Origin of the sequence: Methylocystis parvus, assembly GCF_049675845.1 — a bacterium.
Taxonomy (GTDB): domain Bacteria; phylum Pseudomonadota; class Alphaproteobacteria; order Rhizobiales; family Beijerinckiaceae; genus Methylocystis; species Methylocystis parvus_A.
Genome location: NZ_CP187161.1, coordinates 4,112,572 through 4,125,470, shown reverse-complemented (window position 1 = coordinate 4,125,470; position 12,899 = coordinate 4,112,572). Strand labels below are relative to the sequence as shown.

At 64.6% G+C, this 12,899-nt stretch carries 13 protein-coding genes; 2 read left to right on the top strand and 11 right to left on the bottom strand.

The window, feature by feature from the left end; translation table 11 throughout:
* Positions 1-142: 142 nt before the first annotated feature.
* The 8 genes from ACPFMJ_RS21220 to ACPFMJ_RS21185 all read right to left on the bottom strand — a co-directional run bounded on the left by ACPFMJ_RS21220 (position 143) and on the right by ACPFMJ_RS21185 (position 6,482).
* The gene (locus tag ACPFMJ_RS21220; protein ID WP_424361856.1) at positions 143-733 is read right to left on the bottom strand and encodes a bactofilin family protein; all 591 of its coding nucleotides are present in this window, start codon (positions 731-733) and stop codon (positions 143-145) included.
* Between the two features lie 320 nt (positions 734-1,053).
* A complete protein-coding gene (locus ACPFMJ_RS21215; RefSeq protein ID WP_424361855.1) occupies positions 1,054-1,995 on the bottom strand; it encodes a tyrosine recombinase in 942 nt (313 codons plus the stop codon).
* 10 nt (positions 1,996-2,005) lie between these two features.
* On the bottom strand, positions 2,006-2,149 hold the full coding sequence (locus ACPFMJ_RS21210) for an oxidoreductase (RefSeq protein ID WP_424361854.1): 144 nt from the start codon (positions 2,147-2,149) through the stop codon (positions 2,006-2,008).
* Positions 2,150-2,238: 89 nt separating this feature from the next.
* Positions 2,239-2,952 (bottom strand): L,D-transpeptidase, encoded by a 714-nt coding sequence (locus tag ACPFMJ_RS21205; protein ID WP_424361853.1) that lies wholly within the window; start codon positions 2,950-2,952, stop codon positions 2,239-2,241.
* A gap of 282 nt (positions 2,953-3,234) precedes the next feature.
* Complete coding sequence (locus ACPFMJ_RS21200) at positions 3,235-3,453, bottom strand: hypothetical protein (protein WP_424361852.1); 219 nt, start codon at positions 3,451-3,453, stop codon at positions 3,235-3,237.
* Between the two features lie 94 nt (positions 3,454-3,547).
* The gene (locus tag ACPFMJ_RS21195; protein ID WP_424361851.1) at positions 3,548-4,177 is read right to left on the bottom strand and encodes a septation protein A; all 630 of its coding nucleotides are present in this window, start codon (positions 4,175-4,177) and stop codon (positions 3,548-3,550) included.
* A 5-nt stretch (positions 4,178-4,182) separates the two neighbouring features.
* Positions 4,183-5,253 carry a signal recognition particle-docking protein FtsY gene (ftsY, locus tag ACPFMJ_RS21190; protein WP_424361850.1) on the bottom strand — a complete coding sequence of 357 codons (1,071 nt, stop codon included), beginning with the start codon at positions 5,251-5,253 and terminating at the stop codon, positions 4,183-4,185.
* Positions 5,254-5,498: 245 nt separating this feature from the next.
* A complete protein-coding gene (locus tag ACPFMJ_RS21185) occupies positions 5,499-6,482 on the bottom strand; it encodes a beta-ketoacyl-ACP synthase III (RefSeq protein WP_424361849.1) in 984 nt (327 codons plus the stop codon).
* 481 nt (positions 6,483-6,963) lie between these two features.
* Between ACPFMJ_RS21185 and rimO the strand changes: the two genes are divergently transcribed.
* Positions 6,964-8,310 carry a 30S ribosomal protein S12 methylthiotransferase RimO gene (gene rimO, locus ACPFMJ_RS21180; protein ID WP_424361848.1) on the top strand — a complete coding sequence of 449 codons (1,347 nt, stop codon included), beginning with the start codon at positions 6,964-6,966 and terminating at the stop codon, positions 8,308-8,310.
* A 4-nt stretch (positions 8,311-8,314) separates the two neighbouring features.
* On the opposite strand, the gene ACPFMJ_RS21175 is transcribed toward rimO, so the two are convergent.
* Positions 8,315-9,739 carry a hypothetical protein gene (locus ACPFMJ_RS21175; RefSeq protein ID WP_424361847.1) on the bottom strand — a complete coding sequence of 475 codons (1,425 nt, stop codon included), beginning with the start codon at positions 9,737-9,739 and terminating at the stop codon, positions 8,315-8,317.
* 250 nt (positions 9,740-9,989) lie between these two features.
* Here ACPFMJ_RS21175 and ACPFMJ_RS21170 point away from each other — a divergent pair, with 250 nt between their 5' ends.
* Entirely contained in the window at positions 9,990-10,286 is a 297-nt protein-coding gene (locus ACPFMJ_RS21170; RefSeq protein ID WP_424361846.1) for a hypothetical protein, read from the top strand.
* Here the strand turns inward: ACPFMJ_RS21170 and ACPFMJ_RS21165 are convergent.
* Together ACPFMJ_RS21165 and ACPFMJ_RS21160 are read right to left on the bottom strand one after the other, a co-directional pair.
* Positions 10,261-10,908 carry a nicotinate-nucleotide adenylyltransferase gene (locus ACPFMJ_RS21165; RefSeq protein ID WP_424361845.1) on the bottom strand — a complete coding sequence of 216 codons (648 nt, stop codon included), beginning with the start codon at positions 10,906-10,908 and terminating at the stop codon, positions 10,261-10,263. The genes ACPFMJ_RS21170 and ACPFMJ_RS21165 overlap by 26 nt on opposite strands.
* A 57-nt stretch (positions 10,909-10,965) precedes the next feature.
* Positions 10,966-12,852 carry a cation:proton antiporter gene (locus ACPFMJ_RS21160; protein ID WP_424361844.1) on the bottom strand — a complete coding sequence of 629 codons (1,887 nt, stop codon included), beginning with the start codon at positions 12,850-12,852 and terminating at the stop codon, positions 10,966-10,968.
* Between the last annotated feature and the right edge of the window lie 47 nt (positions 12,853-12,899).

The window sequence follows — 12,899 nt, the reverse complement described above, 5'->3', positions numbered from 1 at the left end:
AATTTACATAGGGCCGCAGCGACGGCGCGGAGGGTCCGCGCCGGGTCATTGCTCGGAAGGAGGAAACAGGGCGCCGCAAAAAAGAAACGCCCGCCTTCTCCATGAAGGCGGGCGTCCGTAATTCGTTTGCTCTGGTCGCCGCTCAGGCGGAGACGCGGCGGCTCGATAGCGGGGCGCGCAGGACGTTGCGACGTTGGGGCTCGCTCTCCGTGGCGAGATAGACGGACGGCTTCGCGGCGCCGCTCTTGGCCGCGCGGACGGCGTCGTTGAGGCGGTCGAGCGAATTGCCGCTCTTGGCGACGGGCGCCGCAGGAGCGGCGATCTCGACGCGCTCCTGCACGGCGGCCTTGCCCTGCGCGACCGGCTTGGCGACGGCGCGGTAATCGTCGGTGGCCGACAGGTCGCCCGTTACGACCGCGCCCTTCTCCAGCTCGATCTCGCCATACATGACGCGGCCTTCGACGCGGCCGGTTGAGCGGACGATCAGAAGCTGCTTGATTTCAATGTGGTCGGTGATCCAGCCGCTGATGTCGGCCTCGGTCGCGGCGATATTGCCGCTGATCACGCCGGACTGGCCAACGCAAACGACGCGCGCCGTGACGTCGCCTTCGACCGTTCCGTCGACGACGATCAGATCGGGGACGGAAATCTCGCCCTTCAGCGTAACGCCAGCGCCAATGTAAACAACATTTTCCTGATCGGGCCTGAAGCCCGTAGTTGTATTAACGGCCATATCCTTACTTGCCCCACTGGTAATAACGTCCACCCGGACCATACGTTAACCAATGCCATACCGCAATAAAAAAAGGTTATCAACAGAGCTGAGAAGTTTAACTTCCAGAATGGGGCCTTGAGGTTAGCCGCCGGGCGCCTGCCCCGACGCGCGGTCTAGCTCCCGCCTCTACTCCTTGGAATCCGATGGAGGATTCGCGGACAACCTCAGGCTGTGCCGGGATTTTCAACGACTGGAGGATATGCTTGGAGATCTGCGTCCGAATACTTTTAACAAAGCTGTTTTCTTCTTATACGCGTATATTTTAGGTGAACTATCGCTTACCGAGAGTCCGACAACGGATGCAGGTCGCGAACCATGGCGCGCATCCGTTCGTCCAGAACATGGGTGTAGATTTGCGTCGTGGAGATGTCGGCATGGCCGAGCAGTTCCTGCACCACGCGCAAATCCGCGCCGTTTTGCAGAAGATGGCTCGCAAAGGCGTGGCGGAGGGCATGCGGATGGACCTGCGCCGCCGAAAGTCCCGAGGCGACGGCCAGGGCCTTTAGTTCGCGTGCGAAGGCCTGGCGGGTAAGATGACCGCTTTCGCTGTCCGCCGGGAAAAGAAAGGGCCCTTCGGCAAGGCCGGGAGAAGCCGCTTCGAGCAGCTTGCGATAGTCGCCAAGCGCGCGGCGCGCGCCGTCGGTCAAGGGCGTGAGGCGCTCGCGCCCGCCCTTCCCCTTCACGGTGATGAAGGGATCGCGCGCCCGCGCCGCGCTTTTCGGCAAGGACACCAGTTCCGAGACGCGCAGGCCGGTCGCGTACAGCGTCTCCAGCAACGCATAGAGCCGCGCGGCTTTCAGCCGCTCGCGCAGCGGGCGCTTCTCGTCGTCGATCCCCTCACGCGCCGTGGCGAGCAGCCGGTCCACCTCGTCGACCGACATCACGCCCGGCGCGCTCCTGACCATGCGCGGCCCTTCGAGCGCGGCGGCGGGGTCGTCGGCGCGATGGCGGTCGACATAGAGGAATTTGTGGAACTGGCGCAGCGCTGAAACGCGGCGCGCCACGGTCGCGGTCGACATGCCGCGCGTATCGAGATCGGCGAGATAGGCGCGCAGGCCGTCGGTCGTCACATCGCCCGGGCCACAGCGTATGCTCTTCAGAAAAGAGACGTAGTCGGAAAGGTCCCGCCGATAGGCGTCCTGCGTGTTAAGCGCGGCGCCCCGCTCGGCCGCAAGCATGTCGAGAAAGGCGTCGAGCAGGCGATGGGCGGCGGCGCTCATGGCGCGCGCCTCACTTGTTGAGGCGCTGCGCAGGGATCGTATAGGTCATTTCGCGCGGCTGCGGCGTCACGAAAGAGACGACCGCAAGCATTGCGCCGTAAACAAGCGCGACGATAGTCGCCACGATGGCGAGGAAGCGGAGAAGACTCGGCAAGGAAGAGACTCTTCGACAAAGACCGTGATCCAGCTATCGCCCGAAGCGCCGGCTTTTGCAACCGGCGCTTCGGGCGCGGCGCGCGCTTGTCAACGGACAACGACTCGCGTGCCCACCGGGACGCGATTGTAAAGATCGACCACGTCGTCGTTCATCATGCGGATGCAGCCGGAGGAGACGTTCTGGCCGATCGTGTGCGGCTCGTTCGTGCCGTGGATGCGATAGAGCGAACCGCCGAGATACATCGCGCGGGCGCCGAGCGGATTGGCGGGGCCGCCTTCCATGTGACGCGGCAGATCGGGGCGCCGCGCCAGCATTTCCGAGGGCGGCGTCCAATCGGGCCACTCGGCCTTGCGGCTGATCGTCTTCACGCCCGACCACTCAAAGCCAGGCCGGCCCACGCCGATGCCGTAGCGCGTGGCCCTGCCCCGGCCATGGACGAGATAGAGGAACTTGTTCGGCGTATCGACGACGATCGTGCCGGGCCCCTCCGACCCGCTATAGTCGACCTCGGCGCGCATATACATCGGATCGACCGCGCGCTGCACGTCCGCCGGCTGCGGCGCATAGGCGGCGTAATGCGCGCCCGGGTGCGGATGCGCGGCGGGCGGCGTCGCGTAGCGCACCGGCCCCGGCTCGCCGACGAGCGCCTCGATCAGGCCGCCGCCAAGCGCGCTCTGCTCTGGATAATAGCCGCCATAGCCCGGCGCGGCCGAGATGACGGGATTGGCCTGCGCCGGACCGAGAAGAAGCGCTGCAAAGGCGACCGAGGCCGAGAGACGGACAAATACGGGCTTGGACATGAGAAAAACCGCTTCTGCGCGCGACGTTGCTTGGGGTCCACGCGATTGATGACGGTTATCATCATATACGGCTAATTTTTACGGTAAATCGTAAGCATTTCTCGTGGTTATCAATTAGGAAAGGCAAGGAATACTTGGTTAGGCGCAGGTGAATATTAATGATGAAGGAAGGGTTGCCGACGCCAGAGCGGCAAAGCGCCGGGAGGAGCGCCGGAGGCGCGGGCGAGCATGAGAGCCGTCGCGCAGAAGCGCGACGGCAAAGGATTATCTCGGGAAAGAAGCTCAGTATCCGCCGCTGCCGACGAGCGGATGGATCCCGCCGTCGCCGCCGCCGCTGCTCTTGCTCTTTTTCGCCTGCGGCTTGCTGGCGCTGCGCTTCGCGACCTGGACAACCGAGCCGCCCTTCGAGAGCGACAGCGCGCCGGGGTTCACGGTCGGCAGCGCAACCGCAGGCGGCGCGCCGATGGCGCAAACGAGGATCGCGGCGAGAAAATAACGCATCGGCTCACTCCCTTTCGGCCGAAAGGATCGGCTTGATCAATAAAGGGAAGCTAGCACAATCCGACGCCGTTGCGAGTCGAGCGCCCGGCTGATGCTAGAAATGAGACTCGGCGTCCTCTTCCTCCGCCGGAATCTCGTGTTTCATGATCAGCGGCGCCTGGGCGATGGCGAAGAGGATCGTCAGCGGCAGAATGCCGAAGACCTTGAAGTTCACCCAGTCGTCGGTCGTCAGGATGCGGCGGACGACTTCGTTCAGTCCGGCGAGGAAGAAGAAGAACAGGCCCCAGCGCCAGGTCAGCTTTCGCCAGCCTTCGTCGGAAATATGGATCGCCATGTCGAAGACGATCGGCAGCAACAGCTTCCCGAAATAAAGCGCGCCGATGAGCGCCGCGCCGAACATCGAGTAGAGGATCGTGACCTTCAGCTTGATGAAGGTCTCGTTCTGCAGGAAAACCGTCAGGCCGCCAAAGACCAGCACCAGTATCGCGGTGACGACCGGCATGGCCGGGAGGTGCTTGGTGATCGCCCAGGAGACCGCGAGCGTCAGGACCACGCCGGCCATCAGCACGCCGGTGGCGTAGAAGATGCCGAATTTGCTGTTGACCACGAAGAAGACGATCAGCGGCCCGAGTTCCAGGGCGACTTTCAGCCAGGGATCGAGTTTCTTCTTCTGCCCCGCCGGCTGCGCCAAAGGCTTGGTCTGGGTCGTCGGTTCCTGCGTCATGCCAGTCAGCTTTCCGGCGCCGCCTCCGGCGCTTCCGTTTCGTTGTCTTCGCCCAGACCTGCGATCGCACGGGCGAAGTCGCGGGCGGTAAAGGGTTCGAGATCGTCCTGGCCCTCGCCGACGCCGATATAGTGGATCGGCAGGCCATAAGCCTCGGCGATGGCGACGAGGATGCCGCCCCGCGCCGTGCCGTCGAGTTTGGTCATCACAAGGCCGGTGACGCCGGCGACGCGGCCGAAAATCTCGACCTGCTGCAACGCATTCTGGCCGACCGTGGCGTCGAGCACCAGCAGCACGGCGTGCGGCGCGTCGGCCTCGGCCTTCTTCATCACGCGGACGATCTTTTCGAGCTCGGCCATCAGCTCCGCGCGGTTCTGGAGGCGGCCGGCGGTGTCCATCAGCAGAACGTCGGCGCCGGTTTCCCGCGCGCGGTTGATGGCGTCGAAAGCGAGGCCGGCGGCGTCCGCCCCCTCCTTGCCGGCGACGACCTCGGAATCGAAGCGCGCGCCCCAGATCTTGAGCTGCTCGACCGCGGCGGCGCGGAACGTGTCTCCCGCCGCGAGCACGACCTTCTTGCCCTCCCCGGTCCATTTGGAGGCGAGCTTGGCGATGGTCGTTGTCTTGCCGGAGCCGTTGACGCCGACGACGAGGATGATGAAGGGCTTCTTCGTCTCGTCGATCTCAAAGGGCTTTGCGACGGGGTCGAGGACGCCTTCGACTTCGCGGGCCAGAATGGCGCGGACTTCGTCGGGCTCGATATCCTTGTCGTAGCGCGCCTTGCCGACCGCCTGCGTGATGCGCGACGAGGCGCCGACGCCAAGGTCGGCGCGCAGCAGCACGTCCTCGAGCTCCTCGAGGGTAAGCGCATCCAGCTTGCGCTTGGTGAAAATGTCGGCGACGCCCTGGCTGATCGCCTGCGAGGTGCGCGCGAGACCGCCCGTCAGCCGCTGCCACCAGGAACGCTTCGGAGCCTCTTCCGTCTCCGGCTGCGGCGCCTCCGCCTTGGTTTCCTGGCCGCCCTTGCCGAAGAGGCGGGCGAACATGCCGCGCTTTTTACCGTCTGCGTCCGTGCTCATGCGTCCCTCGATAGGCGAGAATGCCTACACTAGTCGGAACTAAAGGGCTAGCGCGGTCCGCATGGAAGGGCAGGTTTGATCGAACTTAACTCGAAAGCATGCGAAACTTGGCTGCAAATAATCGCCCAGCCACGCTTTTCTCGCTCTGCGGGCTCCCTAGACTCTTAGCCAAGGGATCCGCGTTGCGGCGGCGTATTGCCGTATTGGATCCCCGACGGGGCAGCCCGGGCGCCCCGTCTTGGCGGTCACCAGCGCAGGACCGCCCCGCCCCACGTCATGCCGGCGCCGATCGCCATCATCGCGATGACGTCGCCCTTGTTGAGCTTGCCGGCGCGGCTCGCCTCGTCCAGCGAGATGGGCATGGAGGCGCTCGACGTGTTGCCGTAGCGGTCGATATTTATCCAGCATTTCTCGCGAGGCACTCCGAGATTGTCGAGCGCGGACTCGATGATGCGCTGATTGGCCTGATGGCAGATCACATGATCGACGTCGCCGGGCGCGAGGCCCGCCTTGGCGAGCGTATCCGCGACCACCTCCGGCAGAAGGCGGGTCGCGACCTTGTAGACCTCGCGGCCGCGCATTTTGATCTTGTTGGCCTTTTCCGCCAGCACCGCTTCCGAGAGCGGCAGCCGGCTGCCGCCGCCGGGAATGCCGAGAATGCCGGTCATCGACCCGTCCGTGCGCAGCGTCGTGGCGAGAAGGCCGCGGCCCGGCTCGTCGGTCGCGCCGAGCAGAATGGCGCCCGCCGCGTCGCCGAAGAGCACGCAGGTCTCGCGATTGGTCCAGTCCACGAAACGGGTCAGCGTCTCCGCGCCGATGACGAGGGCGCGCTTGGCCATGCCGTTGCGGATGAACTGGTCGGCGACGGTCAGCCCATAGAGCGAGCCGGCGCAGGCGGCGCCGAGATCGAAGCAGAAGGCGTTGGTCGCGCCGAGAAGGTGCTGAACATAGGCCGCGCAGGACGGCGTCGGCGTGTCGCCCGTGACGGTGCAGACGACGATCATGTCCACGGTCGCCGGATCGACGCCTGCGGATTCCAGCGCCTTGCGGCCGGCATTGGCGGCGAGGTCGGAGGTCGCCTCGTGGTCGGCTGCGACATGGCGCTCCTGAATGCCGGTGCGGCTGACGATCCATTCGCCGTTGGTGGCGACCATTTTCTCGAGATCGGCGTTGGTGAGAATACGCTCGGGCGCGTAGGAACCTGTTCCGAGAACAATGGAATTCGGCAAGGCGGGGTCTTCCTGAAAGGCCGGCGTCGGCTTGACGCAGAGACGGGCGTTAACGAGCCGCGGCGCGCGCCTGGCGCGGTCTGGCTCCGGCGGGGCTATTCATAGTGTCGCGCCCCGGAAGCGCAATCCGTTTTTTCCGCGCCGCACAACCTAATGATTCAAAAGGACCTATTCGTCTGAAACCGCGCCGGCTGGCCTGCGGCGCCGCTTTTTTAGCCGCTCGATCCCGAAGCTTTGAAACCTTTTTTTAAGGGGCTGGAAAGTATTAACGGGAGGCCGACGGCAAACGCCGACGGCCCTTCTGCTTCCGAAAAAATCTTGTCCCGCCGCGCCCCTCCCCCGCGCGTTCGTAGGAGTTTTGCGTCCATGGTCCACGCCCTCGTTTTCGCCGCCGTCGCCCTCTACGCCCTGGTCGGCGCCCTCACGGCTTAACCCCATCGTCCCGATTGCCTTCCGCGTCGCGCCATGGCAATCCGGCGCGATGCAGGAAGACCAGAAGCCGACCACCGCCCCGCGCGTTTCCTTTGTGTCGCTCGGGTGCCCCAAGGCGCTCGTCGACAGCGAGCGCATCGTCACAAGGCTCCGCGCGGAGGGTTATGAGCTCGCGCGGCGCCACGAAGGCGCGGACGTCGTCGTCGTCAACACCTGCGGCTTCCTGGACAGCGCCAAGGCGGAGTCGCTGGAGGCCATCGGCGCCGCCCTCGCCGAAAACGGCAAGGTCATCGTCACGGGCTGCATGGGCGCCGAGCCCGAAGCGATAACGGAGCGCTTCCCCGACGTTCTCGCCATCACCGGCCCCCAGCAATATGAGACCGTGGTCGAAGCCGTGCACCGCGCTGTGCCGCCGGCGCACGATCCCTTCCTCGACCTCGTGCCCGAGCAGGGCGTCAAGCTCACGCCGCGCCATTACGCCTATCTGAAAATCTCGGAAGGCTGCGACAACAGTTGCTCCTTCTGCATCATCCCGCATCTGCGCGGACCACTGGTCTCCCGGCCCGCCGCCGACGTGCTGCGCGAGGCCGAGAAGCTCGTGCGCGCCGGCGTGAAGGAGTTGCTCGTCATCTCACAGGATACGAGCGCCTATGGCCGCGATCTGCGCTACGCCGAAAGTCAGTTCCAGGACCGCGCCGTACGCACGCGCTTCCTCGATCTCGCCAGGGAGCTTGGCGAATTCGGCGCCTGGGTCCGCCTGCATTACGTCTATCCCTATCCGCATGTCGACGAGGTCATGGCGCTGATGGCGGAAGGCAAGGTGCTGCCCTATCTCGACATTCCCTTCCAGCACGCCGCGCCCAACGTGCTGAAGGCCATGAAGCGCCCCGCCAATGAAGAAAAGACGTTGGCGCGCATCAAGAGCTGGCGCGCCGCCTGCCCCGACCTCACATTGCGCTCGACCTTCATCGTCGGCTTCCCCGGCGAGACGGAGGAAGATTTCGAGACGCTGCTGCAATGGCTGGATGAGGCGGAAATCGACCGCGCCGGCGCCTTCAAATATGAGCCCGTCGCCGGCGCCCCCGCGAACGATCTCGGCCTCGCCCTCGTCCCGGACGAAGTGAAGGAGAGCCGCTGGAAGCGCTTCATGGAGAAGCAGCAGCAGGTCAGCGCGCGGCTGATGAAGCGCAAGGTCGGCAAGCGCCTTCAGGTCATCATCGACGAGGCTGGCGGCGGCCTCTCCGGCGCGCTCGCCAAGGGCCGCACCAAGGCCGACGCCCCCGAGATCGACGGCACGGCCTTCGTCGAATGCCGCCGCCCGCTGCGCCCGGGCGACATCGTGTCGATCAAGGTGGACCGCGCCGACGCCTATGACGTGTTCGGGACGGCGGCGTAAGGCGTCAGCTTGCGTCCGCCAAACCTTGCTGCGTCTGCACGACGCCGCCCTCCAGCCCGGACTTCAGCGCGGACAGCACCATCGGAGTCAGCGTGCGGGATGCTTCGACATAAATGGTGAGCGTCACCACGAGGAGCGCGACGGTCGCGAAGCGCTCCCTTGCATTCATGGGCGGCAGGTGGTCGTGCGCCTCGTTAGAAGTGAGTTCGCCAACGACCCAGACGACTGCGACGAAGGCCAGCGCCGCGCCCAGATCTCGTGGGCCAGCGGAGCCGGCGAAGGCGTAGGCGAGCGTCCCGAAAATGGACGCTGTGAGCAACGCCTCCGACAGCCGGCCGCGGGCCAAGGCTGCGACGACGCGACCGCCATCCAGCAGTCCGAGCGGGACCAGATTGTAAAGATTGATCGGGATCGCCATCGCAAGAAAGGCGATCACGCAAAGCCCCGCCCATGTGCGGATCGTTTCCGGCCGCGACCAGTCGAAGGCGACGGCGTCCCAGCCGACGTCGAAGAAACGCAGCCCCCAGGGGACGAGCGGCGTCAACAGGAGAACGACCGCGCCGGATAGCGCGGGCCCCATCAGCGCCACCATCGCATCCTCGAAACGCGTCTTGGCCCGGCGCGCATTGATGGCGGCGCCGCCGAGAAGGGGCACCATCACGAAGCTCGCCTCCTTGTGGCCGAACCACCGCAAGGCGGCGAGATGGCCGTATTCATGCAACCAGATCGCGATTTGCAGGAAGAAGCCGAGGAAGGCCGCCATTCCGACAAGCTCGGAATTGCCGGCGCTGAAGAGCAGCACAATGGCGGCGAACGCCAGAAAGGCCATGAACCAGCTCGCCACGCGGCTCACGACGGCGGGATGCTCGCCGGCTTCTTCGCCCTCGCATTCGGCGCGCACATGCGCCAGGAAACGCTGATTTGCCCTGGGCGCATAGAGATGGCCGAAGACGCCCCGCGCCAGGCGGCGCATCTGATATTCGGCCAGAACCGACGTCTCGCGGGGCGTCAGCCGCAAGGTCACGGTCGCCGCGTCGCCCGGCTCCACAGCCGCTCCTTCCATCAAAATCTGTTCGCCTTCGTAGAACACGCCCGGCGTCAGCTGCTTCACCCGCCAGACGGACTCCTTGAAAGGACCGGAGCCGCCATGCCTGACCAGGGCGCGATGACGCTCGGGCGGCTCGCCCAGAAATCCCTGCTCCGAGATCTCCAGCGCCCCGCTCCAGCCGTCCGGCGGCGAAGGCTCGAGCAGGCAGGCCGACCAGACCCGCTCGACGGGAGCGTTGACGACGATTGCGGCCCGAAAGGTTCGGCGGCCGAGGGGCGCGCGGAACATGATCCACCAGACAGCGAAGCCCACCGCGCTCCAAAGCAGCGACTGCAAGGCCCCTTCCAATAAAGTCGAGAAATCGTAAGGAAATCTGGCCATGCTGCCATTCCGCCCCGAAAGGAAACGCAAAGGTAGAGCCCAAGCCTTCACGGAAGATTTCAACAAAAGGCGAGCCGCGAGCGAGGTTACTTTTTGCTTTAAGGCAGCTCTTTGGCGAGAAACGCCGCTGCGCGCCGGGAGGCGCTCCCATAAGGTGCAGAATCGCGACGAAAGGCCCGGATGGCCGTCTATGGCGCGAGCATGCGGTCTGCCCCATATTAGGGCACGAGGAAACGCTCAGGAGCGAAAAATGACCGACGAACCGAAAGATAACGGCCAACAGAACAAACAGCCGGGCCAGAACCAGCAGCCGGTGCTGTATATCCCCAAGAGCTTCTTCTACATCGTCGGAGCCATCGTCGTCGGCTCCTTCCTGCTGACGCTTTTCGTGCGCAACCCCTATACGCAGTCGGTTCAGGAAGGCGGCAGCTTCTACGAAAACTCGACCGACAATTCGATGATGATGTGGGTCGCGATCTTCATCGGAATCCCCGCGAGCTTCTGGGCCTATAAGCGCTGGATCATTCCGCTTTTCGACCGGAAGTAAGCGCGAGGCGACCGCTTCCGCCCGCCCTGCGGCGCAGTTCCGTCGACGAAGACGGGCTGCGCGGCCCATGCAGATAGACCAACGCAGGCGGAATCGCGTTTGTGATGAGACCCGCCGCGCGCTCATCCAGACGCGAGTCCGGAAATCGTAGCGCCGCCTTGGCGCTAGCGGCTTTCAAAGTCGCGCCCGGCCGGTCGATGACCGCCACCGGCGTCGTGCGCAAAATCTCCTCCCAATCCCGCCAGCGATGGAATTGCAGGAGATTGTCGGCGCCCATAATCCAGACGAAACGCGCCCCCGGGCAGCGCGCGTGCAGAAAACGCAGCGTATCCGCCGTGTAGCGCGAGCCTATCTCCGCCTCGAACCCCGTGACGACGATGCGTGGATCCTGAGCGATCTGCCGCGCCGCCGCGATCCGCGCGTCGAGCGAGGCGAGCCCGCTCGTATCCTTCAGGGGATTGCCGGGCGAGACGAGCCACCACAGCCGATCGAGCCGCAGCCGCCGCAAGGCGATGCTCGAAACCAGCGCATGCCCTTCATGCGGCGGATCGAAAGAGCCGCCGAAAAGCCCGATGCGCATGCCGGGCGCATGGGGCGGGAGTTTGACGGGGGCGGAAGTCATCGGCCGATATGCGGGGCAATGCCCGGCGAGATCAAGAGCGCCTCGCCAGTGACGCCCCTAACTCGCCGTGCGATTGGCGCGCCCGAAAAGGAACACCCGGCGCCAGACCCCGAGCAGCGCTCGGCGAGGGATCGGCAAATTCGAAAGGAAGCGCCGCCCTTCCGCAGGCGTCGCCTTCTCTACCTCGACGCTTTCGGCGGCTGTCTTGGCGGCCTGCCTCAGCGTCTCCCGGAACTGGTCGCGCTTTTCGTGCACGGAGGCGATCACGAGCCCCATGGGGATTCCCAGCCCAACCAAAGCGGCTTCGGATATTTGCAGACTGGCTTCCACGGTCTCGGGAACAGCGTTGGTCACGCCGATCTCATAGAGATGCCTGGCATGCTCCGTGTCTCTGGCGCGCGCGACGATCTGGATGTCCGGCCTCAACTCCCGAATACGAAGCACGATCGCATCGATTGTCGCTTGAGCCCCTACCGTGACGATGACCGCTGAGGCGTCCATGACGCCGCAGGCGTTCAAGAACGCCGCCTGTCGCGCGTCTCCAAAATAGATCTCCAGCCCTTTGTTCCTGTCTTCCGTCACGGCGTCCGGATCGTTGTCGGTGGCGATATGGGCCACCTTGTGTTCCCTGAGAAAGGAGATGACGACCTTTCCGACTCGACCATGTCCAACAACAATCGCGTGACCGCGCTGCGGATGCGGCGCGACCCCTGGAGACTCATGAGTCCTTCGCGAATACCCGGCTTTCTGACCGAGAGAACGCGTGACGGCCGCCAGCGCGGGCAGGAGGACCATCGTCAGCGACGTCACGACTTCAGCGAAGGAAGACATATCCGTGGAGAGAAGCCCCATGGAGGCGGCCATTCCGACGCCCACAAACGCGAACTCGCCCCCTGGGCCCAGGAGAAGCCCGGTCTCGATGGCGACATGCCAGGGCAATCGGAACGCACGCGCCAAAACGACAATGAAAACCGCCTTGAGGCCGATCAGGCCAATGACAACCGCCACAATGGGCAGCGGGTCGCGCGCGACGTCCCTTGCGTCGAGCCCCATCCCTACCGTGAAGAAGAAGATGCCGAGCAACAACCCCTTGAAGGGCTCTACGATCGCCTCGACCGCTTTGCGATACTCGGTTTCCGCCAGCAAAAGCCCGACGAGGAAGGCGCCGAGGGCCATGGACAATCCGGCGACCGCGGCGAGGACGCCGGTTCCGATGATGACGAACAAAGTCGCCGCGAGGAGCAGCTCGGCGGATTGCACGGCCCCCACGATTCGGAAGAGAGGCCTCAGCAACATGCGACCGACCAGGATAATGATGGCGATTGCGGCCGCCGCGTTCAGAAACGCGTGGCCGACGCTCGCCATCAGGGAGCCGTCCGTATGCGTCCCGAGCAGGGAGATGAACATCAGGATCGGAATCACCGCCAAATCCTGCGCGAGCAGAATGGAGAAGCTGACTCTCCCCGTCCCCGTCGTCAGCGCCCCCTGCCCGGAAAGGATTTCAAGGACGATCGCCGTTGATGAAAGGGCAAGGCACGATCCGAGGATGACGGCGGCCGACGCCACATATCCCGATGTCGTGATCAGGAAGGAGAGCGCTGCGGCTGTGACGACGAATTGCAGGCCGCCCAGACCGAACACGAGCCGACGCATCGACAGCAGGCGATCGAACGACAACTCCAGCCCAATGAGAAATAGTAGGAAAACGACGCCGAGATCGGCGATCCCTCTGACGTTTTCCGCATCGACCACCGTGAACCAATAGAGCGCGGGGATTTGTCCGATAAAGGCGCCCAGCCCGTGCGGACCCAGCAATGCTCCCGCGCCCAGATAGGCGAGTACGGGGTTGAGCCCGAGGTAACGCACGAGCGGCACGACCACGCCGGCCGCGCCAAGGACGACGAGAGCGTCGCTATAGACCGGGATATTGATCGACGCGGCCAATATCTCTCCGATTGCTAAAATTGACGGGGGAAGGGACGCAACCGGAC